Origin of the sequence: Pedobacter sandarakinus (assembly GCF_026240095.1) — a bacterium.
GTDB lineage: Bacteria > Bacteroidota > Bacteroidia > Sphingobacteriales > Sphingobacteriaceae > Pedobacter > Pedobacter sandarakinus.
On the sequence record NZ_JAPIVG010000003.1, the window covers coordinates 160,383 to 183,649 of the forward strand.

The following is a 23,267-nucleotide window of genomic DNA, read 5'->3' on the forward strand; positions in this document are numbered from 1 at the left end:
TTTTGTTTGGTTAATGAGCCTGTTTAAAACCCGAACCAAACAAATAGTTTATTCTTAAACTAAAATCTTTTAGTCCATTGGCAAAGACAGTCGAACAAAGAGTAAATTTTGCAACTAGTAAGCACATTATAGACTATCCGGATTTTCTGGATGTGCAATTGCAATCATTCAGAGAATTTTTCCAGATAGATACCACATCAGACGATCGCTCTAGCGAAGGTTTGTTTAAAGTGTTTGCTGAAAACTTTCCAATAACAGATTCAAGAAATATCTTTGTATTAGAGTTTCTTGATTATTTTGTTGATCCGCCACGTTACGATATACACGAGTGTATTGAGCGTGGATTAACCTACAATGTTCCATTAAAAGCAAAGCTAAAGCTTTCTTGTAACGATGTTGAACATGAAGATTTTGAAACCATTATTCAGGATGTGTATTTAGGTACCATTCCGTATATGACACCAAAAGGTACATTTGTTATCAACGGTGCAGAACGTGTTATCGTTTCGCAACTACACCGTTCTCCAGGCGTGTTCTTCGGCCAAAGCCGTCACACAAACGGAACCAAATTGTACTCTGCACGTGTTATCCCTTTCAAAGGTTCATGGATCGAGTTTGCTACAGACGTTAATAACGTAATGTATGCCTACATCGATCGTAAGAAAAAATTCCCTGTTACCACTTTATTACGTGCTATCGGTTACGATTCTGATAAGGATATCTTAGAACTTTTCGATCTTGCTGACGAAGTAAAAGTTAGTAAATCTGGTTTAAAGAAATACATCGGCCGTAAACTTGCAGCCAGAGTTTTAAAGAAATGGGTTGAAGATTTTGTAGATGAAGATACAGGTGAGGTAGTTTCTATCGACCGTAATGAAGTGATTCTTGAAAGAGAGACCGTTTTAGAAGACGAACACATTGATATGGTTATCGAAGCTGGAGTTAAAACCATTATCCTTTCTAAGGAAGATGGAGCTAGCCAGGCCGATTATACCATTATTTATAATACATTACAAAAAGATACATCAAACTCTGAAAAAGAAGCTGTTGAAAACATCTATAGGGCTTTGCGTAACGCAGAACCACCTGATGAGGAAACTGCTCGTGGTATTATTGATCGTTTATTCTTCTCAGATAAACGTTACGATTTAGGAGATGTTGGTCGTTACCGCATCAACCGTAAATTGAAGATGAATACCCCAGATGATGTAAAAGTTTTAACAAAAGCAGATATCATTGCCATTGTTAAATACTTGATCAAATTGATCAACTCTAAAGAAGAGGTAGATGATATTGACCACTTATCAAACCGTCGTGTACGTACGGTAGGTGAGCAATTGTACGCACAGTTTGGTGTTGGTTTAGCCCGTATGGCTAGAACAATCCGCGAGCGTATGAACATCCGCGATAATGAGGTATTTACGCCAACTGATTTAATTAACGCACGTACCTTATCATCGGTTATTAACTCTTTCTTTGGTACAAACCAGTTGTCTCAGTTTATGGATCAAACCAATCCACTGGCAGAGATTACACACAAACGCCGTTTATCAGCATTAGGCCCAGGTGGTCTATCTCGTGAGCGTGCAGGCTTCGAGGTGCGTGATGTTCACTACACGCACTATGGCCGTTTATGTACTATTGAAACACCAGAAGGACCAAATATTGGTTTGATTTCTTCACTTTGTGTGCATGCTAAGATTAACAACTTAGGTTTCATCGAAACACCATACAAACGTGTTGAAGAAGGTAAAGTAGTTGTTGATTCTGATGTTATCTATCTATCGGCAGAAGACGAAGATGGTAAAACCATCGCCCAGGCTAATGCAGAATATGATGATAAAGGTAATTTCATTACACCACGTGTTAAAGCACGTTATGAGGGTGACTTCCCAATTATTGAGCCTGAGAAATTAGACTTAATGGATGTTGCACCTAACCAGATTACCTCTATTGCAGCTTCTCTAATTCCTTTCTTGGAACATGATGATGCGAACAGGGCTTTGATGGGATCGAACATGCAACGCCAGGCCGTACCATTGTTACGTCCTGAAGCGCCAATTGTAGGTACAGGTCTAGAAGGTCGCGTTGCCCGCGACTCGAGAACATTGATCAATGCAGAAGGTAACGGTGTTGTGGAATATGTTGATGCTAACGAAATCACCATTAAATACGAACGTAACGAAGATGATCGTTTAGTTTCTTTTGAAGGTGATAGCAGAACCTACCGTTTAATCAAGTTCAAAAAAACCAATCAAAATACTTGTATCAACTTAAAGCCGATTGTTAAAAAAGGTCAGAAAGTTACCAAAGGGCAAGTACTTTGCGAAGGTTATGCAACTGAAAATGGTGAGTTAGCATTAGGTAGAAATCTGAAAGTGGCATTCATGCCTTGGCAAGGTTTTAACTTTGAGGATGCGATCGTAATAAACGAACGAATTGTTCGTGATGACGTTTTCACATCGCTACATATTGAAGAGTTTGAATTAGAAGTACGTGATACTAAACGTGGAGAAGAGGAATTAACACCTGATATCCCTAATGTTTCTGAAGAGGCTACTAAAGACCTTGATGAAAATGGTATTATTCGTATTGGTGCCGATGTAAAAGAGGGTGATATTTTAATAGGTAAGATTACACCAAAAGGTGAGTCTGATCCTTCACCTGAAGAGAAATTACTACGTGCAATCTTTGGTGATAAAGCTGGTGATGTTAAAGATGCGTCTTTAAAAACTCCTCCATCAATCCAAGGTGTGGTAATTGACACTAAATTATTCAGCCGTGCTAAGAAAACGACAAAAGCTGAGGAAAAATCGGCAATTGAGAAATTAGACAAAGGATATAACAATATCACTGAGAAATTAAAAGCAGAGTTAGTAGACAAACTATTCACTATCGTTAATGGTAAAACATCTCAAGGTGTTTTCAATATCTATAAAGAATTGTTGGTTGCTAAGGGTGCCAAATTCACTCAGAAAATTTTGGCAGATCTTGATTATAATCACATTAGCCCTAACAAATGGACTACTGATGATGATAAGAATGAGATGATTAAAATGTTGCTACATAACTACGGTATCCGTGTGAATGAAGAACTAGGCGCTTACAAACGCGATAAATTTGCGATTAGTGTAGGTGATGAGCTTCCATCGGGCATTGTACAAATGGCAAAAGTTTATGTTGCTAAGAAACGTAAATTAAAAGTAGGTGATAAAATGGCTGGTCGCCACGGTAATAAAGGTATTGTTGCACGTATTGTACGTGATGAAGATATGCCTTTCTTAGCAGATGGTAGCCCTGTTGATATCGTATTGAACCCATTAGGTGTACCATCGCGTATGAACTTAGGCCAGATTTACGAAACCGTATTGGCGTGGGCCGGTAAAGAATTGGGTGTGAAATTTGCAACTCCGATTTTTGATGGTGCTACACACGATGAGGTTGAAGAGTGGATTGCTAAAGCGGGTGTTCCTGCTTCAGGAAAAACTTACTTATACAATGGTTTAACAGGTGAGCGTTTCGATCAGACCACAACTGTAGGTATTATCTACATGTTGAAATTAGGTCACATGGTTGATGATAAGATGCACGCACGTTCTATCGGACCATACTCATTAATTACACAACAACCATTGGGTGGTAAAGCTCAGTTTGGTGGTCAGCGTTTTGGTGAGATGGAGGTTTGGGCTTTAGAGGCATTTGGTGCTGCTAATATTCTTCAGGAAATATTAACCGTTAAATCGGATGATGTTATCGGAAGAGCAAAAACTTACGAAGCTATTGTTAAAGGTGAAAACCTACCAACTCCAGGTGTACCAGAATCATTTAATGTATTGGTACATGAATTACGCGGATTAGGTTTAGATATTACGTTAGATTAACTAAGGTAGAAGGTACAAAGGTAGAAGGTTGAGGGTTTAACGCCCTAAACCTTCCACCTTTCCGCCCTCCGCCTTTAACCTTATAAAAGAGTATGTCTTACAAAAAGGATAATAAATTAAAAAGCAATTTCACATCAATCACCATTAGCTTATCTTCTCCAGAGATTATTTTGGAGCGTTCAAGCGGTGAGGTGTTGAAACCAGAAACCATCAATTACCGTACTTACAAGCCAGAACGTGATGGTTTGTTTTGCGAGCGTATTTTTGGTCCGGTAAAAGATTACGAATGTCATTGCGGTAAATACAAACGTATCCGTTATAAGGGTATTGTTTGCGATCGTTGTGGTGTTGAAGTAACAGAGAAGAAAGTACGTCGTGAGCGCATGGGGCACATTGCTTTAGTGGTGCCTGTAGCACACATTTGGTACTTCCGCTCTTTACCCAACAAAATCGGTTATTTATTAGGGTTACCAACTAAAAAGCTCGATCTAATTATCTACTACGAACGTTATGTTGTAATCCAGGCTGGCCTTATGGGCGAGGAGGGTATCAACTATATGGATTTCTTAACAGAGGAAGAGTATTTAGATATTTTAGATAAATTACCAAAAGAAAATCAATACCTAGATGATAAAGATCCTAGTAAATTCATCGCCAAAATGGGTGCTGAAGCATTAGAGGATTTATTAAAACGTATCGACTTAGATACTTTATCTTACGACCTACGTCACCAGGCTGCTAACGAAACTTCTCAACAACGTAAAAATGAGGCTTTAAAGCGTCTTCAGGTTGTTGAAGCTTTCCGTGGTGCAAATACCCGTATCGAGAATCGTCCCGAATGGATGATTGTTAAGATCGTTCCGGTTATTCCACCAGAATTGCGTCCGCTAGTGCCATTAGAAGGTGGCCGTTTTGCTACTTCAGATTTAAATGATTTATACCGTCGTGTAATTATCCGTAACAACCGTTTAAAACGTTTGATCGAGATTAAAGCACCGGAAGTTATTTTACGTAACGAAAAACGCATGTTGCAGGAAGCTGTAGATTCGTTATTCGATAACTCTCGTAAGGTAAATGCGGTTAAAACTGAAGGAAACCGTGCTTTAAAATCACTTTCAGACATTCTGAAAGGAAAACAGGGACGTTTCCGCCAGAATTTATTAGGTAAACGTGTTGATTATTCAGCTCGTTCTGTAATTGTTGTAGGGCCTAGCCTAAAATTACACGAATGCGGGATTCCTAAAGATATGGCTGCAGAGCTTTACAAACCATTCATCATTCGCAAGATGATTGAGCGTGGTGTAGTAAAAACCGTTAAATCTGCAAAGAAAATAGTTGATCGTAAAGACCCGTTAGTTTGGGATATCCTTGAGAATGTATTGAAAGGTCACCCGGTATTGTTAAACCGTGCACCAACACTACACAGATTAGGTATTCAGGCTTTCCAGCCAAAGCTAATTGAAGGAAAAGCGATTCAATTACACCCATTAGTTTGTACTGCATTCAACGCCGATTTTGATGGTGACCAGATGGCTGTCCACTTACCGCTAGGTAATGCAGCAATTTTGGAAGCCCAAGTATTGATGTTGGCTGCACATAATATCTTAAACCCTGCAAATGGTACTCCAATTACTGTACCATCACAGGATATGGTTTTAGGTCTTTATTATATCACTAAAGGCCGCAGAACCGATGAAACTAGAGTTGTAAAAGGTCAGGATTCAGCATTTTATTCTCCAGAGGAAGTAATCATTGCTTACAATGAGAAAGAATTGGATTTACATGCATTTATCAAAGTAAGGGTTAATGTTAAGCAAAACGATGGTTCTATCGTAAATAAGTTAACAGAAACTACAGTTGGTAGGGTATTGTTTAATCAGTTGGTTCCGGAAGAGGTAGGCTATATCAACGAATTATTAACTAAAAAATCGTTAAGAGATATTATCGGTGAAGTAGTTAAAATGACAGGTATGGCTCGTGCTTCTCAATTTCTAGATGATATCAAGGAATTAGGTTTCAAAATGGCATTCCAAGGTGGTTTGTCGTTCAACTTACAAGACGTAAACATCCCTGTAGAGAAACATACGTTACTTGAACAAGCAGCTACAGAGGTAGAAGAGGTAAGAAACAACTATAATATGGGTTTCATTACCAACAACGAGCGCTACAATCAAATTATCGATATCTGGACTCGTATCAACAACAGGTTGACCACTTTTGTTATGACTCAGTTATCTTCAGATAATCAAGGTTTTAACTCGGTTTACATGATGCTTGATTCTGGTGCACGTGGTTCTAAAGAGCAGATTCGTCAGCTTTGCGGAATGCGTGGTTTGATGGCAAAACCTCAGAAATCTGGTTCTGGTGGCGATATCATCGAAAACCCTATTTTATCAAACTTTAAAGAAGGTCTTTCCGTATTAGAGTATTTCATCTCTACCCACGGTGCCCGTAAAGGTTTGGCAGATACGGCGTTAAAAACGGCAGATGCGGGTTACCTAACACGTCGTTTGCATGATGTTGCTCAGGATATGATCGTAAATGATGATGATTGTGGTACCTTAAGAGGTATGTATACCACAGCATTAAAAGATAACGAAGATATTGTTGAGCCATTGTATGACAGAATTTTAGGTCGTACTTCTTTGCATGATGTTTACAATCCGTTGGATAATACGTTATTAGTAGGAGCAGGTGAAGATATTAACGAAGACATTGCAAAGGCGATTGAAGAATCTCCGTTGGAAGGAATCGAAATTCGTTCGGTATTAACTTGCGAAGCAAAGCGTGGTGTTTGTGCACTATGTTATGGCCGTAACTTAGCATCGGGTAAACGTGTTCAAAGAGGTGAAGCAGTTGGTGTAATTGCAGCGCAATCAATTGGTGAACCAGGTACCCAGTTAACACTTCGTACTTTCCACGTGGGTGGTACTGCATCAAATATCGCTGCAGAATCTAACATCGTTGCGAAATTTGATGGTGTAATCGAATTCGAAAATATTCGTACAGTTGATACGCAAACCGAAGATGGAACAGTACAAGTTGTACTTGGACGTTCAGGTGAGTTTAAAATTGTGGAGCCAGGAACAGGTCGAATAATTGTTACTAACAACATTCCTTATGGTGCTTTCCTTTTTGTTAAAGAAGGAGATAAGCTATCAAAAGGTGATAAAATTTGTTCGTGGGATCCATATAACGCGGTAATTCTTTCAGAATTTGCTGGTAAAGCCCAATTTGATGCAATTATTGAGGGTGTAACCTTCCGTGAAGAATCAGACGAGCAAACTGGTCACCGTGAAAAGGTTATTATCGATACACGTGATAAAACTAAAAACCCTTCAGTTCAGATCGTTGATAAAAAAGGCGAAATGATTAAAGGATATAACATTCCGGTTGGTGCGCACGTTTCTGTAGATGAAGGTGAAGCAATCCAAACTGGTCAGATTATTGCGAAAATTCCTCGTGCAACTGGTAAGACCCGAGATATTACCGGTGGTTTACCTCGTGTAACCGAGTTATTTGAAGCACGTAATCCATCTAATCCGGCTGTAGTAACTGAGATTGATGGTGTTGTAACTCTAGGTGGTGTTAAACGTGGTAACCGTGAAATTACGATCGAATCTAAAGATGGTGAAGTGAAAAAATATCTGGTTCCATTGTCTAAACACATCCTTGTTCAGGATAATGACTTCGTGAAAGCGGGTATGCCTTTATCAGATGGTTCAATTTCGCCTGCAGATATCTTATCAATTAAAGGCCCAGCAGCGGTTCAAGAATACCTGGTGAATGGTATTCAAGAGGTTTACCGTTTGCAAGGTGTAAAAATCAACGATAAGCATTTCGAGGTAATTGTTCACCAGATGATGCAAAAAGTTCACATCGAAGATCCAGGAGACACTATCTTCCTAGAAAACAATGCTGTAGATCGTTGGGATTTTGCAGAAGAGAATGACGCCATGTACGACAAAAAAGTTGTTGAAGATGCCGGAGATTCTGCAGATTTTAAACCAGGTCAGATTGTATCATTACGTAGATTAAGAGACGAGAATTCTCAATTGAAACGTAAAGATTTAAAACAGATTACGGTTAGAGATGCAAGACCTGCAACTGCAAGTTCTATCTTACAAGGTATTACACGTGCATCATTAGGTACTAAATCGTTCATTTCTGCGGCGTCGTTCCAGGAAACTACGAAAGTATTGAATGAAGCAGCAATTGCCGGAAAACGTGATAACATGTTAGGTTTGAAAGAAAACGTAATTGTTGGTCACTTAATTCCTTCAGGTACAGGTGTTCGTGGTTATGAAAGAATCATTGTTGGTTCGCAAGAAGAGTACGATAAGCTATTGGCTTCTAAACAAGAAGAAGTAGAGGCATAGTACATCTTAATATTTTATAAGGGCTGTTTCATTAAGTTGGAACAGCCCTTTTTATTTAAATATGCTCCAAATATTATCATAAAGTCATACCTTTAATCCCGCTCTTGAATTAAGCATTTACCAATAATATTCTACAATGGAAGAACAACAAAACGAAAATCAATTAAACATAGAATTATCTGAAGAGATTGCTGAAGGAATTTTTTCCAACCTTGCAATTATCACCCATTCTAATACTGAATTTGTATTAGATTTCATCAGGGTTATGCCTGGAATTCCGAAGGCGAAAGTGAAGTCGAGAATTATATTAACGCCCGAACACGCTAAAAGGCTTCTAACGGCGCTTGATGATAATATCCAGAAATTCGAAGCGGTAAATGGACGAATTAAAGCGCAGGAAGAGCCACCTTTTCCGATGGGTTTTGGAGGACCGACTGCGCAAGCATAATCTCCTATTATTTCTTAAAAACAATTCCCTATCTATAATGTTGCCATGATACGGCTCATGGCAAAAAAAATATCAAATGAAAAAAATTTTATTGTGCGCATTACTTTCAGCACCCCTTTGGGTATTGGGGCAAGGTTTTCAAGTTAATTTACAAGGACAAAAACAGGTTGGTATGGCCGGAGCAGGATCTGCACTTGCTTTAGATGAAGCCTCTGTTTTCTTTAATCCAGGAGCTGTTTCGTTTCTCAAACAGAATTCAATTTCTGCGGGTGTCAATCCATTATTTTTTAAGTCTGCTTTCAAACAAAGTGGCACGAACATTACAGAAAACGTTAAGAATAAGATCGCTCCTCCTTTTGAAGCCTATGCTGTATGGGGACCAAAATCTAATAAATGGAAACTGGGGTTGGGTGTTTACACACCCTTTGGGGGGTTGGTAGATTGGGGTAATGAATGGTCTGGTCGCTACGCCTTAACTTCATTAAATCTCAAAGCAATTTATTTTCAACCCACTTTAAGTGTGAAGATTACCGATAGAATTGGCATTGGAGCTGGTTTTGTGTATAATTACGGTGAGGTTAATCTCCAGCGGGCACTTCCTGTCAACTATGCTGACGGGCGTTCTGGTCATGCCACCTTAGCTGGTACTGGCAAAGGTTACGGTTGGAACGCAGGCTTGTATATTAATACCCTTAGCAACATTACTTTCGCTATTGTACATAAATCTAAGGTGATTACGAAATTGAATGATGGCACTGCTACTTTCGAAGTTCCTGAATCTTTACGATCTTCTTTTCCGGCTGGTAATACTTTCAATGCAGAATTACCACTTCCATCTACAACTACATTGGGTATAGGTATTCCATTGTCAACAAGTACCACGTTGGCGTTTGATGCCAATTGGGTCCAATGGAGGGTGTATCAAGAATTGGCATTTGATTATGCAACGAATACGAGTGCCTTGCCAGATACTAAATCTGCGAGAAATTATCGCGATGGATCTTCATTTAAATTAGGTGTCAGCCATCAGGCATCAGAGAAACTCGCACTGAGAGCTGGTGTGGGCTATGCATTTTCACCTGTGCAAGATGGCTATGTTACACCAGAGGCACCAGATGCCGATCGTTACATTTTAAGTGCCGGAATAGGTTATGCTCCAACCCGTCATTTTGAGGTTAATGCAGCTTTCTTCTTCGAAGATGTTAAGGCACGTAAGCAAAAAAATATAGAGACAGGTTTAGATGGAACATTTAAAACGCTGGTTTATGCTCCAGGGCTTTCATTAACTTATAAATGGTAGGAGAATTTAAAATGAAAAAATATATCATAAATAGTTTTGTTGCTGCTGCGATAATGTTAGCCGCATCTTGTAAGCCAGAAATTGAAACTCCGGCAACTACTGCAGGGACAGCGAATTTCCAAAAATACATTGCTGTGGGTAATTCATTAACGGCTGGTTTCGCAGATGGTGGTTTATATTTAGAAGGGCAGAAGGTAGCTTATCCAAATCTGCTTGCAGCACAAATGGCATCCGTAGGCGGCGGAAATTTTACTTCGCCTTTCTTTGCAGATGCACAAGCCAATGGTTCGGGATATCTAAATCTATCGGCCCTGGTAAATGGAACACCTACGCTAACCAATGTTACCACTAATTTAGCCTATCGGGATGCAACTCACTTGGCTAAATATACAGGTGAAATTCAAAATTTGGGCGTACCAGGCATGCGTGTCGATCTGGCATTTGCGGGGCCCTATGGAGCTGCAAATATGTATATGGAGCGACTGCTTACTGATGCTCAAGTAGGTACAACCACATATTTTCAGTTTATACAAGGTAGAAATCATACATTCTTTTCTTTATGGCTAGGGAATAACGATGCTTTGGGATATGCAACAAATGGTGGTGTAACTACCGATGCAACCAACGTATTAACGGATAAGGCTACTTTTGCATTGCTTTATTCAAATTTAGTTAATTCATTAACGGCATCTGGTCAGAAAGGCGTAGTTGGCACCATCCCAGATGTTACAGCAGTTCCTTATTTCAATACTGTAACAGTTCAGGCCCTGTTAGCCGCGGCAAAGGCCATTAATCCGGCAGCTGCTGCAATCTTTATTCAAACTGGTGCTGGTACTGTTCGGGCGGCTACTAGTGATGACTTGATCCGTTTGCCATTTCAATCTGCTGGATTATTTGGTACGGGTGCTATTCCTTATGGTTTAGATCCAAGAAACCCTATAGCAAATAATTGGGTGTTGGATAAAGACGAGATTGTAAAGGTTAAAGATTATGTAAATAGCTATAATAGTACTATCAAATCATTAGCGGCCAGCAAAGGTTTAGCCGTAGCAGATAATTATACCTACTTAAATCTTGTAAAATCCGGGATTGCCATCCAAGGTATTAATCTGAGTTCGGCGTTCATCAGCGGGGGTGCTTTCTCGCTCGATGGGGTGCACCTTACGCCCAGAGGCAACGCTGTTATTGCCAATGTATTTATCGATGCAATCAATAACAAATATGGTTCAAACATCCCAACAATAGATATTTCAAAATATAGGGGTGTTAAGTTTCCTGGCTAACAGGGATAAAAATAACTTAATGGGATTAGCAATTAGCTGATCCCTTTTTTTTGATCTCGCCTTCGACGTGAGTAATGATTTTATCTCCTTCATTCGGGCTGAACCAGGTAATTTCCGGATCTCGTCTAAACCACGTGAGCTGACGTTTTGCAAATCGGCGAGTGTTTTGTTTTATCGCAGATATGGCACTTTGCAAGGTAATTTTGCCATCTATAAAATCAAAAATTTCGCTATATCCAACGGTGTTTAGCGCATTTAATTTCCTGCAAGACAGGAGCGATTGCACCTCATCAACCAACCCGGCGGCAATCATCTTATCTACCCTTTCATTAATGGTTCCGTACAAAATCGAACGATCTGTATTTAAACCAATTTTGATTACATCAAATGGTCTTTTTTTCCTGGTTGATGACAGCATTGAGGACAGTTTCTTGCCTGTTGATAAGAAAACCTCCAGGCCCCTAATCATTCGTTGCGGGTTATGCTGATCAACCTTTGCATAATATTCTGGATCTACCTCTGCTAGCATGTTTTGGATTGCCAATATGCCCTCGTTTTCGAGTTGTTGATTCAATTTCTCTCTTACCGCTAAGTCTATCTCAGGCAATTCATCTAGGCCGTTTAACACTGCATTAATGTACAGTCCCGAGCCTCCAACTAAGATGGCTACGTCTTGCAAGCGAAAGATTTCATCTAATACCTTCAGTGCATCGACTTCAAAATCACCAGTACTAAAGAGCTGGGTTACCGAATGCGAATTAATGAAATGATGTTTAGCAGCAAGAAGTTCTTCTTTATTAGGTTTAGCAGTTCCAATCTCCATCTCTTTGAAAAATTGGCGTGAATCTGCAGAAACAATTTCGGTTTCGAAATGTCGTGCCAATTGAATTGCAAGTGCTGTTTTACCAATAGCGGTAGGACCAACAATTGCTATTAAAGTTTTCGACCTCTGAGTGCTCTTTTGTGTTAGCATGGTTTAATTTAAAACAAAAAGTCAGACGTTTCCCCGTCTGACTCGCTATTTTATTCACAATTTCTGTTAATAGTCTTCTTTGTGATTTTCATCATCGAAATTGTCATTCTCTGAAAACTCATCTCCAAAGTCGTCATCTTCAGACTCTTCATCTTCATCCCTTTCTTCCTGGTTGATACCCATTTCACCCATAGCCTCCAATTCATCTGTATCTTCAGGTACAAAATTCATTTCATTTAAAAAGTCAAATTCACCAGCGCCTACATCTCCACGCGGATCTACTGCAGTAGGGCTATTCTTTTCCATAATTTTTGGGGCCTCGCCAGTACTTTTTGCTAAAAATGGATATTCAATACTTGGATCTGCATCTAATACAATCTTTACCAATTCTACATGAAAATCGTAAGGACGATCGAAGTTGTATATGTAGTAAAACTTCTGGTGCGGGTCTTCGATGAATCCACTCAGTTTAGAATTCTCCATTAAAACCACCCTGTCTTTTTTTCTTTCACTCGGTAGAAAGGCTATCTCATCACCCTTTAACCAATTGTCGGTGCTTACGTAGAATGAAGAAGATTTTTCTGGATTATATCCTGTTGATTTGTGTATTGCCTTGTGTAAATCTTCGAATGTTTGATTTGATTTTATGTCGATCTCTCTCACAACATCATCAAAATCTTCGAACGTAATTCTAAATTTATAAATTGCCATTATTGTATTTTGGAACCGTAAAAATAAAGTTAATTAGTATTAACAACAAACATCAATTGCGAAGAAAAGGTTGCGCAAAAGTGCTTTTTTAACTAATAAATTATTTAACAACAGGAATTAATCCCATTTGTTTCGCTTGTTGAAGCATAAAATTAAATGCCTCTTTGTAGTCGTTTTTGATTTCGCCCTCTAGTATAGCCTCTCTAATAGCATTTTTTATGAGGCCCACCTCTTTACCTGCATCCAGGTTAAAGGTTTCCATGATATCATTTCCGGTAATGGGGGGCTGCCAATTTCTAATCTTATCTCGTTCCTCCACATCTTTTAGCTTCTGTTTTACCAGTTCGAAATTGTTTCTGTATTTTGCCTTTTTATACTCGTTTTTGGTAGTGATGTCTGCATTGCATAAAAGCATCAGACTTTCAATTTCTTCACCAGCATCAAAGAGTAATCTCCTCACCGCAGAGTCGGTTACTGTTTCTTGAGCCAACACAATTGGGCGTAAATGAAGTTGCACCAATTTCTGTACATACTTCATCTTTTCATTCAAAGGTAGTTTTAGCTGCGCAAATATCTTCGGAACCATTCTCGCTCCACGATCTTCATGGCCATGGAAAGTCCACCCGTGTCCTTCTTCAAAGCGTTTAGTGGCTGGTTTGGCGATATCGTGAAGGATAGCAGCCCAACGCAACCAAAGGTCATTAGTGGTGCCGCAAATGTTATCTAAAACTTCTAATGTGTGGTAGAAATTATCTTTATGTCCCTTTCCCTTAATTACATCAACACCAAATAAATGCGCCATTTGAGGAAAAACCAGTTGGAGCAACCCAGTATTAAAAAGATGATTAAACCCTATGGAAGGTTTAGGTGATAAAATAATTTTATTAAGTTCATCGGTTATGCGCTCCTTAGAAACAATGCCAATTCGATCCTTTTGCATTTTAATAGCATTGAGTGCCGCTGGATCAATTTTAAATTCAAGTTCTGTTGCAAAACGGATAGCACGCATCATTCTTAACGGATCATCGGAAAATGTGACTTCCGGATCGAGCGGTGTACGGATAAGTTTACTTCTCAAATCCATCAATCCATCAAATGGATCTAACAACACGCCAAAATTATCTTGATTCAGATTAATGGCTAAAGCATTAATGGTGAAATCTCTTCTTAGCTGATCATCTGCAAGTGTTCCATCTTCCACAATGGGTTTACGAGATTCTAACCGATAAGATTCCTTTCTGGCGCCTACAAATTCAATCTCTAGATCTTGATAACGGATATTGGCCGTTCCAAAATTTTTAAACACGGCAACTTTGGTATTCAATGCACTGCCTACTGCTTGTGCATATTTAATACCACTTCCAACAACTACAACATCAATATCTTTAGATGGACGGTTTAGAAACAAATCTCTTACGAATCCACCAACAACATAGGCTTCAGTACCGGCCTGGTCTGCAATAGTAGATAGTGTTTTAAATACAGGGTTTTGTAAATGAACTCTCAGGTCCTCATCATAGGACATTTCACTTCCATCGCTTGAATTAGATTTCATATACAGGTAATAAAGGGGCAAAAATAAGAAAAACATTTAGTTGCTAAAGCGTAATCAACCTATCGCTCTTTTACAACATCATGTTTTATTTCCTGATAAACTGAAACTGCCCGCCTGCACTTAGTTTCATAATTGTAGATGGCTTTTTTTCGGTCCTGTTTTCTTGTTCAAAATCCACCACATAATCTACCGCATCAATAATCACCGGATCTACATCGTCAAAGAATTTTGGTGATGGCTTGCCGCTTAAGTTAGCGGATGTAGATACTATTGGTTTGCGAAACCGTTGGATAAGTGGTGTACAGAAATCATGCTTGGCAATGCGAATTCCGACGCTTCCATCAGCATTAACGACGTTTGGTGCAAGATTCTTGGCTCCGGAAAAAATAATAGTTAAGGGATTTTCGGCATACTCAATTAAATCGTAGGCAACTTCAGGAATTTCTGCTACATAGCTTTGGAGTTTGCTATCTACATCCAACAGTACAATTAAGCTTTTCTCTGCCGGTCGATTTTTAATCCGCAACACTTTATCTACCGCTTCTGGATTAGTTGCATCGCATCCTAAGCCCCAAATCGTATCCGTTGGGTATAAAATTACGCCACCACTCTTAATTACTTCCAGTGCCTTATTAATTTCATCTCTTAACATGATGCAAAGGTAGTTTTTTAGTTGAAATGTTAAAGATTTCTAAAATGCTATTATTAAGGCAGCTACCAAAAACTTTATCACTTTCATTACGTTTTTACATTATCAATTTTAGTGTAAAAAAAGCGGGCGATCCCCACATTATGCTATTAAAATTCGTTATATTTAATGTTAGGTTATTAACATACAACAACGCATATGAAAACAATTAAAAACTTATTAATGCTACTTACGGTAGTGGTAGCATTATCGGCCTGCTCTACATTAAGAACAGCTTCCGATTTCGACAAAAACGCTGATTTTGGCAAGTACAAAACTTACAATTTTTATGCTAAGGGGATGGAGAGAGTCAGGCTTAACAACCTTGATAAAAGAAGGCTAATGGCTGCTGTAGAAAGTGAAATGAATGCCAAGGGATTTACTAAATCTGAGAATCCGGATATGTTAGTGAACTTAGTAGTTGTGGCAAGAGAGAAAACTGACATTTATGGCCCAGGCTATTATGGTGGATGGGGCTGGGGCTGGAGAGGCGGTTGGGGATCGCCGTTTTGGGGTGGCGGAAGTTATGTTAACCAATATATGGAGGGTACCATCATCATAGATTTCCTAGATCCAAATCAAAAAATACTATTTTGGCATGGAAGGGGTAGCGGATTCAATTTGGATAGCTTTAATAAAAGAGAAGAACGTTTGTATACAGGTGTCCGCGAAATTCTATCTCAATATCCCCCAAATGCGCTTGCAAGCAAATAGCATTAACTTAACATCTGTCTATAGCAATCCATAAGTTGCTCGGTAACAATAGGGCTGTCGAATTTTTGAACAAATTCCAGCCCTTTTGTTTTCATCTCTTGTTGTAAATCATTATCAGACAGTACTTCATTTATTGCAGTAGTAAGTTCATCAACATTAACTGGAGATACATAAATACTATTTGGTCCGCCGGCTTCTTCCAAACAGGAACCAGTGGCTGCTATAACTGGTACCGAGCTATATAAGGCCTCTATAATCGGGATTCCAAAACCCTCGTAAAAAGATGGGTATACAAATAACTTCGCCATTTGGTAAATTCCTGGTAAGTCAGCGAATGGGATGTTTTTTAAAAAAAGTATTCGCTTGGCCAAACCAAGTTTTTCCATCTCACTTTCTATGGTTTTAAAATAATTTGTTTGCTTTCCAATGACTACCAGTTTATATTTTTCATCTACATTTTTTAATGCTTTTACCAATAGATTAAGGTTCTTGCGTTCTTCAATGGTACCCACGCTTAAAATATAGTGTTCAGGTAGCTTGTAGGTGGCTTTGATGCGGGTTAAGCTAGCCTCTGGGTGAAGTATTTTGAAACTATCATCGCAACTTTGATAGATCACCTTTATTTTAGCTGGATCAATCCCGTAGAAAAATACGATATCAGCTTTCGTTTTCTCACTTATGGCGATGATTTGATCAGCCCTTCTACATGCAGATCTGCTTTTCCATTCGTAGATTTTACGATCAATAAATTTGTAATACTGTGGGTATCTCAGAAAAATCAGATCGTGTATGGTAACTGCCGATTTAATTTTGGTATACTCGATGGCCAATGGAATTTCCTGACTTAAACCATGGAAGATGCTAACTCCATCAGTCGCTAAGTCTTTAATGATATTTAAACTTCTCCATAAAAAAGGCCCGTTTTTAGGGAAATGCAACTCAATGTTTTCATTTCCTGAAAATTGATCGATTTGTTTCGACGTTTTTATTTTTTTAGCATACACCAGGTATTGATGGTTAGGAAACTGCTTGGCCAGTGCCCCAATAACGAAGCGACTGTAATTCCCTAAGCCTGTTAGGTTATTCACAGCACGTTTACCATCAAAACCTAATTTGAGGTTATAACTTAAAGCCGAAAGACTTAAGCTTGGGTCAACAAGTTTCGTGCTTTCGGCTTCATGAATTAGTTTTTTGTTTTCTGTATCCAACTTTTGGTTTTAAACAGCTACATTATTTTCTCTTAAAGCATCGTTAAGCGATGTTTTCTTATCTGTACTTTCTTTACGTTTACCGATGATGAGTGCACATGGAACCTGGTATTCGCCTGCGGGGAAGGTTTTGGTGTAACTACCGGGAATTACTACAGAACGAGCTGGTACGACTCCTTTATATTCAACTGGAGTAGGACCAGTGACATCAATAATTTTAGTTGATGCGGTTAATACTACGTTTGCACCCAGAACAGCTTCTTTTTCTACCTTAACACCTTCTACTACAATTGCTCTTGAACCAAGAAATGCATCATCTTCTATAATTACCGGAGCTGCTTGAACAGGTTCTAACACCCCCCCAATACCAACGCCACCACTCAAGTGTACACGCTTGCCAATTTGAGCACAAGAACCTACGGTTGCCCAGGTATCAACCATGGTGCCTTCGTCTACGTATGCGCCGATATTTACATAAGATGGCATCATGATTACGCCTTTAGCCAAATAAGAACCATAGCGGGCACTTGCCATTGGCACCACGCGAACGCCAGTGGCTTTGTAATCAGTCTTAAGTTCCATCTTGTCGTGATAAACAAAAGGACCACTTTTAATTTCTTTCATCTCGCGGATAGGAAAATAAAGGATTACAGCTTTTTTTACCCATTCGTTTATTCCCCAGGAATTTAAAACCGGTTCTGCAACGCGAATTTCACCTTTGTCTAATCCCTGAATTACAGTTTCAATGGCTTCGCAATAGTTGCTATATTGTAAAAGGGTTCTATCTTCCCAAGCGGCTTCAATTAATTTCTTTAAATCTGAATACATGATGATGTTAAATTTTACGCAAAATAAATCAAATTTATCTATAACCGAAGAGTTAGTTTTTTAAAATACGTTCCAACGCCATTGTTATTCCTATTTTTGCGCTATTTATTGCTATCAGCTGATACAATTTATCGACGTTTCAATTAAAATAAACCAAAATAACCTTAATTTTGGATGTTATGGCAGAGCATGAGAAACTAAGAATTGATAAATATCTTTGGGCAATTAGGTTATTTAAAACCCGCAGTTTGGCAACTGATGCCTGTAAAGCTGGTCGGGTTAAATTAAAAGGACAAAACATAAAACCTTCGGCCATTGTGAAAATTGGCGATGTTTATCAGGTTTCTAAGGGGATAGAGAAAAAGGTTATTGAAGTAGTTGAGTATTCTTACAACCGCACCGATTCGCCAACGGCGCTTACAAAGTACAAGGATTTAACACCAGTAGAAGAAACTCATGCGTTTAAATCTGCTTTTCATGCACCAAGCTTAAAACGAGATCGTGGAACCGGTAGGCCAACCAAGAAAGATCGTAGAGAAACAGATGATTTGATCAGCGGGATGTTCGAGGATGAAAATTAGGTAAGCCCAATAATCCCCTCTCCACCCACTACACCCTTTTGTATGCTAAAATGCCGCATTCGGTAGCTCATCATCGCGGTCTTCCCTAATCGCTCTATCAATTTATAATTAGCTACAGCGCCAACTGCCGCACCAACAAATGGTAGCATTTGAGCTAACTTTGCCAAATCTATATAATCACGGTATTGCTGCTGGAACGTTAACCAGTCGAATCCATCTATATTTGCTGGTAGCTTGTGCGCCTGCTCATCCCATTCTTTCAGCTTCATAAAAGCATTCTTACTTTCCTGTTTGCCAGAGAAAGCCAACTGAAAGATATGCAACAGGTATAAGCGTTCACGGTAATCTTTTACGTTATAGCCATATATTGCTGCAATATCAAATAACATTTTCATTTTAATGGTTAATAGCAATGGGAAGTCTGCCAAGCTCATTAAGAATCCACCAGCACCAGTAATGCCACCTTCCGCGGCACCAGTTTTCTTATAACTATTTATTTTTTGTTTAATAAGAGCCTCTCGGTGCATGAAGGTTAAGTCTGCAACAGGGTTCGAAGTGGTAAAGGTAGATCCGAATAAAACTGCTTTAACCATTTGTTTTATGGCAACAGTAATACCATCATGCACTTTATCTGGAATATAACTATTAATTTTTTTCTGAACCCCATCAGTAACTTTATTCAATAGCGAAGGTTTTTCTAAAATTTTATACTTCCAAAACTCCAGCTCACTAGCAATTTTTTCTTCGTAGGTCATGCAGTATTTTTAAGGTTAGACGCTTAAGCCTGTGCCTTTGTTTCAGGATAAGTTATTATAGATTTCTTAAGGATGATTTTTCAGAAAGTTCAAAAGCTTTCAATGCCTTTTTGCCCCTGATCTGTTTGGCGGTCAGTAACCTCTCGTTCTGTGTTTTCTTTAGCTCCTGATAGATAAACTTGTCTCTAAATCCTATGGCTTAAGCATCTGTATTGGTATAGTAAATCATTTCGATTTTTGCCCAATAAATTGCATAGGGGATGGTTAGCAGCTGGTATAAATTACACAACCAGACAAGTCGGAGGTAGCTAATTTATTGCATGCCAGCCTAATTACTGAAACTTGTGCATGACTGTATGGTCGTTGAGGAGGGCAACTTTATTTGCGGATTCAGCCATCACAAACCCGTCTTTCACAATCACAGCCAAAATAGGCTTCCAATGTTTTGGGCAACATTTGTTAATAGCATGTTCTATGGCACTCTGCAAAAAGCTGATATGTCTACTTGTTTTTTTTATTGTTAATGACGAGCACAAAAAAAAATGCCCCGATTAACGTCGGGGCATTCTTAAAATGTTACATCAAAATTATTTTTTGCTATACTCGGCATTTAATCCTTTAATTACTTCAGAAGTTACATCTAAAGTTTCATCGGCAAATAGAATAGCGCTATTACCTTTAGAATAAGTAAGCACCATTTTATAACCTTTTTCTTTAGCATAACCTTTTAAGTAATCTGCAACCTTATCGTACAATTTTTCGTTTTCGGTAGCTTGCTCATTTTGCAATGCAGCGCCAGCATTCTGTTGGTAAGCTTGCAATTCTTGTTGTTTACGGCCTAAACGCTCTTCAGTAGATTTGCGTTGATCGGCAGATAAAGTTTGTGCAGATTGTTGGTATTGAGCCAATTCTCTTTGGAAAGCCTGGCCTTTTGCTTGCATATCTGCTTGTGCGCTTTTGGTTTTACCTTCAAATTTTACTTTCAAATCTTTAAAATACTCGTATTTCGTGAGCAAAGAATCAGAGTTAACATAAACAATTTTCTCACTTGGCGCTACTGCTGTAGTGGTGCTATCTGTTTTTTTAGTTTCAGTTGTTTTAGCGTCTTTGTTTTGACATGCAGAAAAGGCCGTAATTAATGCCGCAGATGCAAATAAACCAAAGGTTTTAAAGGTTCTTCTTTCCATTATTGTTTAATAAATTTTAGCAAAGATAAAAATGATAATTAAGTATGCAATAATAGTTTCAACGCATAAAGTTTTAAATGCTAATTGTTTAATGCTCAAATTTCTTCATTCTTGAGGTGTTATCTGCTTTGGAAGGTGCCAGCGCTTTTTATTTCACTAAAATCTAGCTAGCACATAATTCGATGCTCGGCAATAGCGATTGAAGAAGGCAAGCAATAAATTAAGATTATTTTGAACCTAAAATGCATAAAAAAGGAACAGCCGAAAATAGCTGCTCCAGTTTTTTATAAGTGTTATTATCTTCTATAAACCGCCTTTCCTGGTTGCTTTACGCTGTTCGGGCCAGCTTGCAGGCTTTCCTGTGCGCTCGTTTACAGGTAGATTCGTCGCCTTAGCGGTCGATGTTTTTTCAGGGTCTTCGCAAGCCATGTAAACCATAATTGCAGCTAGAATTACATTACTTCGAATTTCATCAAAAACTAATTTATCATAACTGTCTCGATTGGTATGCCAGGTATACGTTCCGTAATCCCAGCTAGTTGCGCTTAACGAATAGCCTAGCGCTCCGGCGGCTACGAAAGAGGCAAAATCGGAACCGCCAGCGCCTGGTGTGCCAGGAAAACTGGTTTTGATTTGATTTTTAATCGTATCTGGAACTGGCGCTAACCAGCGGGTAATGTATTCTTTGGAATTCGCAAAACCTTGCCCGCCGATATTAACCACCCTACCGGTACCATTATCTTGATTAAATAAAGCCTGTAAATTGTTTACAATCTCAGGATGGTCTTCTACAAAAGCTCTTGAACCATTTAAACCCTGTTCCTCACTTCCCCAATGCCCCACCAAGATGGTACGTTTAGGGTTAGGATAGAACTTTTTAAGGATTCTCATTGCTTCCATCATCATTATAGTTCCTGAACCATTATCAGTTGCGCCACTTGCGCCATCCCACGAGTCAAAATGTGCAGATAGCATCACATATTCGTTTGGCTTTTCTTTTCCTTTAATTTCTGCGATGGTGTTGAATGTAGGTACAACGCCATTTTCCTTAGATTCTGAGGTAATTTTAAGCATCGGTTTGTTCCCACTTGTTGCCAAACGGTAAACCAGGCCATAATCTTCAACCGATAGGTCTAATGTTGGAATTTTGGTGGTGTTGGCACCAAAAATCTTATCTACACCGAAACCCTGCGACCAATTATTGATTACGATAGCAGCTGCACCGGCATTCTCAATAGCTAAAGCTAGATTTTTTGCATTTAAACCGGTTTTAGCCATATTTGCCATAAATGCACGTGTGGCATCTAATTTCTCTTTCTTGAACATTTCGAACAATTCTTTGGTTGCAAACTCCTCCCAATTTTTCTCTGGCCTGCCAGACAACTGGTTCATTGAAATTAAAACAATCTTACCTTTAACATTTGGTAACCATTTTTGAAATGAGGCAGAATCTGTAACTGCAGGGAGTACAATAGCTTCTGCCTGAATCGGTTTTCCCTTAGTTGATGGGCTCCAGGCCAATTGTGTTCCTTCTAAAGTTCTCAAACGAGGACTAAGCAAATCTATATGGGTAATGCCTCTTTCCCATCCACGCCATTCGCCCCATTTTTCATTATTAGCTTTAATTCCCCAATCAGCATATTTTTTTACGGCCCAATCATTGGCTTGTTTCATTTGAGGTGATCCAACTAAACGTGGTCCAACTACATCTAGCAGTTCATGCGCCAACTTCTCAAGCTGAGAATTTTCATTTACTTCTTTAACAATATTATCGATTAACTTTTTGTCTTGTGCAAAAGCAAAAGACGATGTAAAAAGCAATAGGGTAGGTAAGAGTAGTTTTTTATTCATGATAATAGTTAGGTTTGATTGTTTGATGTGCTAATTTATGAAATGAGGATTGAGATTGAGTGATGTTAATGGAAATGTTGCAAGAATCGTAAGATAGGTGGGCCATCTATGCATGTTTAATGCAATACATTCTATCTTATTTAACATGGTTTTTTTTCCTGGAGAAAAATACATAGATGGTATAAAGGAGCTGATCTAGCTAATTGGCTGTACATCCAGCTTTCACATGCTTCTTCATTTTTTTCCTAAAAACTATTTTTCTGAATCTTATCGTGAAAGGGTAAATAGGCTGAAAGGGCTGCAGAGCCGTACCAGTTATACAGTTCTGTTTCCAAAAGTTTAGCTTTAATTGCAGGGTCACTTTCTAACAACTGTTTTGCCTCTTCGATTGATTTTGTATTCAAAATAAAAATGCCACGGTAATTTTTATCGTTTTTATCTATCGGACCAGCAACAACGAGTCTTTGCATCTTAACCATTAAACCTATATTAGTCATGTGACCGGCAAATAAACTATCTGTTTTTGCTTTAGTTTCTTTGGTATTAGGTCCGGTTTTGAGAATTACCAGCACATACATTTTCATTCCATAATCATCTGCCCCTAGTTTTTTAGCTAAAGCAGCATTGTAAGGTACTTTACTTTTTTTCTCCTGTGCACTAACCATGATGGCGGCAGATAGCACGAGGATAAATAGCGAGATCGTTTTCATTTATTTTGTTTTGGTTAAACTAAAAATAATAAAAATAATGTTATTATTCTTCTACGATGGAGCCGCTTTGTAGGGATGATTTGAACTCTTGCCAGGAACTGACTTTAAAAAGCGTTGCAAGCCTCGCCATTTTAAACCTGATTGCCGCGGTAGCTCCCAATTTTTTCTAATTGGGACTACAAGCAAAAAGCAGGACTGAATTAACCGAAGTTTTT

17 protein-coding genes are annotated in these 23,267 nt (G+C 38.7%); 7 read left to right on the forward strand and 10 right to left on the reverse strand.

Going from position 1 to position 23,267, the window contains the following annotated elements:
* Positions 1–77 precede the first annotated feature (77 nt).
* The 5 genes from rpoB (at position 78) to OQ268_RS09320 (ending at position 11,291) form a co-directional block, all read left to right on the forward strand.
* On the forward strand, positions 78–3,881 hold the full coding sequence (rpoB, locus tag OQ268_RS09300) for a DNA-directed RNA polymerase subunit beta (protein WP_265855844.1): 3,804 nt from the start codon (positions 78–80) through the stop codon (positions 3,879–3,881).
* A 92-nt stretch (positions 3,882–3,973) separates the two neighbouring features.
* Positions 3,974–8,260 carry a DNA-directed RNA polymerase subunit beta' gene (rpoC, locus tag OQ268_RS09305; protein ID WP_265855845.1) on the forward strand — a complete coding sequence of 1,429 codons (4,287 nt, stop codon included), beginning with the start codon at positions 3,974–3,976 and terminating at the stop codon, positions 8,258–8,260.
* 136 nt (positions 8,261–8,396) lie between these two features.
* A complete protein-coding gene (locus tag OQ268_RS09310) occupies positions 8,397–8,708 on the forward strand; it encodes a DUF3467 domain-containing protein (protein ID WP_265855846.1) in 312 nt (103 codons plus the stop codon).
* 76 nt (positions 8,709–8,784) lie between these two features.
* Positions 8,785–10,008 carry an OmpP1/FadL family transporter gene (locus tag OQ268_RS09315; protein ID WP_265855847.1) on the forward strand — a complete coding sequence of 408 codons (1,224 nt, stop codon included), beginning with the start codon at positions 8,785–8,787 and terminating at the stop codon, positions 10,006–10,008.
* Positions 10,009–10,019: 11 nt separating this feature from the next.
* Positions 10,020–11,291: an SGNH/GDSL hydrolase family protein gene (locus OQ268_RS09320; RefSeq protein WP_265855848.1), complete on the forward strand. Its 1,272-nt coding sequence runs from the start codon at positions 10,020–10,022 to the stop codon at positions 11,289–11,291.
* A 25-nt stretch (positions 11,292–11,316) separates the two neighbouring features.
* Here OQ268_RS09320 and miaA read toward each other — a convergent pair whose 3' ends face one another.
* From miaA to OQ268_RS09340, 4 genes are all read right to left on the reverse strand, one after another.
* The gene (gene miaA / locus OQ268_RS09325) at positions 11,317–12,264 is read right to left on the reverse strand and encodes a tRNA (adenosine(37)-N6)-dimethylallyltransferase MiaA (protein WP_265855849.1); all 948 of its coding nucleotides are present in this window, start codon (positions 12,262–12,264) and stop codon (positions 11,317–11,319) included.
* A gap of 66 nt (positions 12,265–12,330) precedes the next feature.
* Positions 12,331–12,975: an IS1096 element passenger TnpR family protein gene (locus tag OQ268_RS09330; RefSeq protein ID WP_265855850.1), complete on the reverse strand. Its 645-nt coding sequence runs from the start codon at positions 12,973–12,975 to the stop codon at positions 12,331–12,333.
* Positions 12,976–13,075: 100 nt separating this feature from the next.
* The gene (locus OQ268_RS09335; RefSeq protein WP_265856246.1) at positions 13,076–14,482 is read right to left on the reverse strand and encodes a CCA tRNA nucleotidyltransferase; all 1,407 of its coding nucleotides are present in this window, start codon (positions 14,480–14,482) and stop codon (positions 13,076–13,078) included.
* 133 nt (positions 14,483–14,615) lie between these two features.
* The gene (locus tag OQ268_RS09340; RefSeq protein ID WP_265855851.1) at positions 14,616–15,182 is read right to left on the reverse strand and encodes an L-threonylcarbamoyladenylate synthase; all 567 of its coding nucleotides are present in this window, start codon (positions 15,180–15,182) and stop codon (positions 14,616–14,618) included.
* A 195-nt stretch (positions 15,183–15,377) separates the two neighbouring features.
* Here OQ268_RS09340 and OQ268_RS09345 point away from each other — a divergent pair, with 195 nt between their 5' ends.
* Positions 15,378–15,932 carry a DUF4136 domain-containing protein gene (locus OQ268_RS09345; RefSeq protein WP_265855852.1) on the forward strand — a complete coding sequence of 185 codons (555 nt, stop codon included), beginning with the start codon at positions 15,378–15,380 and terminating at the stop codon, positions 15,930–15,932.
* 2 nt (positions 15,933–15,934) lie between these two features.
* On the opposite strand, the gene OQ268_RS09350 is transcribed toward OQ268_RS09345, so the two are convergent.
* Positions 15,935–17,140 (reverse strand): glycosyltransferase family 4 protein, encoded by a 1,206-nt coding sequence (locus tag OQ268_RS09350; protein WP_265855853.1) that lies wholly within the window; start codon positions 17,138–17,140, stop codon positions 15,935–15,937.
* 9 nt (positions 17,141–17,149) lie between these two features.
* Entirely contained in the window at positions 17,150–17,968 is an 819-nt protein-coding gene (locus OQ268_RS09355; protein ID WP_265855854.1) for a 2,3,4,5-tetrahydropyridine-2,6-dicarboxylate N-succinyltransferase, read from the reverse strand.
* Positions 17,969–18,147: 179 nt separating this feature from the next.
* On the opposite strand from OQ268_RS09355, the gene OQ268_RS09360 reads away from it, so the two are divergent.
* Positions 18,148–18,549, forward strand: coding sequence for an RNA-binding S4 domain-containing protein (locus OQ268_RS09360; protein ID WP_265855855.1), 402 nt, complete (start codon positions 18,148–18,150; stop codon positions 18,547–18,549).
* On the opposite strand, the gene OQ268_RS09365 is transcribed toward OQ268_RS09360, so the two are convergent.
* From OQ268_RS09365 to OQ268_RS09380, 4 genes are all read right to left on the reverse strand, one after another.
* Positions 18,546–19,304: an EcsC family protein gene (locus OQ268_RS09365; RefSeq protein ID WP_265855856.1), complete on the reverse strand. Its 759-nt coding sequence runs from the start codon at positions 19,302–19,304 to the stop codon at positions 18,546–18,548. The two genes, OQ268_RS09360 and OQ268_RS09365, sit on opposite strands and share 4 nt — an antisense overlap.
* Before the next feature lie 587 nt (positions 19,305–19,891).
* The gene (locus OQ268_RS09370; RefSeq protein ID WP_265855857.1) at positions 19,892–20,491 is read right to left on the reverse strand and encodes an OmpH family outer membrane protein; all 600 of its coding nucleotides are present in this window, start codon (positions 20,489–20,491) and stop codon (positions 19,892–19,894) included.
* A gap of 303 nt (positions 20,492–20,794) precedes the next feature.
* Complete coding sequence (locus OQ268_RS09375) at positions 20,795–22,342, reverse strand: M20/M25/M40 family metallo-hydrolase (protein WP_265855858.1); 1,548 nt, start codon at positions 22,340–22,342, stop codon at positions 20,795–20,797.
* 245 nt (positions 22,343–22,587) lie between these two features.
* Positions 22,588–23,052 carry a YciI family protein gene (locus tag OQ268_RS09380; RefSeq protein WP_265855859.1) on the reverse strand — a complete coding sequence of 155 codons (465 nt, stop codon included), beginning with the start codon at positions 23,050–23,052 and terminating at the stop codon, positions 22,588–22,590.
* Positions 23,053–23,267 lie beyond the last annotated feature (215 nt).

Coding starts and splice junctions, on each gene's coding strand:
- rpoC (WP_265855845.1), top strand. CDS start 3,974: ATGTCTTACAAAAAGGATAATAAATTAAAAAGCAATTTCACATCAATC.
- OQ268_RS09310 (WP_265855846.1), top strand. CDS start 8,397: ATGGAAGAACAACAAAACGAAAATCAATTAAACATAGAATTATCTGAA.
- OQ268_RS09315 (WP_265855847.1), top strand. CDS start 8,785: ATGAAAAAAATTTTATTGTGCGCATTACTTTCAGCACCCCTTTGGGTA.
- OQ268_RS09320 (WP_265855848.1), top strand. CDS start 10,020: ATGAAAAAATATATCATAAATAGTTTTGTTGCTGCTGCGATAATGTTA.
- miaA (WP_265855849.1), bottom strand. CDS start 12,264: ATGCTAACACAAAAGAGCACTCAGAGGTCGAAAACTTTAATAGCAATT.
- OQ268_RS09330 (WP_265855850.1), bottom strand. CDS start 12,975: ATGGCAATTTATAAATTTAGAATTACGTTCGAAGATTTTGATGATGTT.
- OQ268_RS09340 (WP_265855851.1), bottom strand. CDS start 15,182: ATGTTAAGAGATGAAATTAATAAGGCACTGGAAGTAATTAAGAGTGGT.
- OQ268_RS09345 (WP_265855852.1), top strand. CDS start 15,378: ATGAAAACAATTAAAAACTTATTAATGCTACTTACGGTAGTGGTAGCA.
- OQ268_RS09355 (WP_265855854.1), bottom strand. CDS start 17,968: ATGTATTCAGATTTAAAGAAATTAATTGAAGCCGCTTGGGAAGATAGA.
- OQ268_RS09360 (WP_265855855.1), top strand. CDS start 18,148: ATGGCAGAGCATGAGAAACTAAGAATTGATAAATATCTTTGGGCAATT.
- OQ268_RS09365 (WP_265855856.1), bottom strand. CDS start 19,304: ATGACCTACGAAGAAAAAATTGCTAGTGAGCTGGAGTTTTGGAAGTAT.
- OQ268_RS09370 (WP_265855857.1), bottom strand. CDS start 20,491: ATGGAAAGAAGAACCTTTAAAACCTTTGGTTTATTTGCATCTGCGGCA.
- OQ268_RS09375 (WP_265855858.1), bottom strand. CDS start 22,342: ATGAATAAAAAACTACTCTTACCTACCCTATTGCTTTTTACATCGTCT.
- OQ268_RS09380 (WP_265855859.1), bottom strand. CDS start 23,052: ATGAAAACGATCTCGCTATTTATCCTCGTGCTATCTGCCGCCATCATG.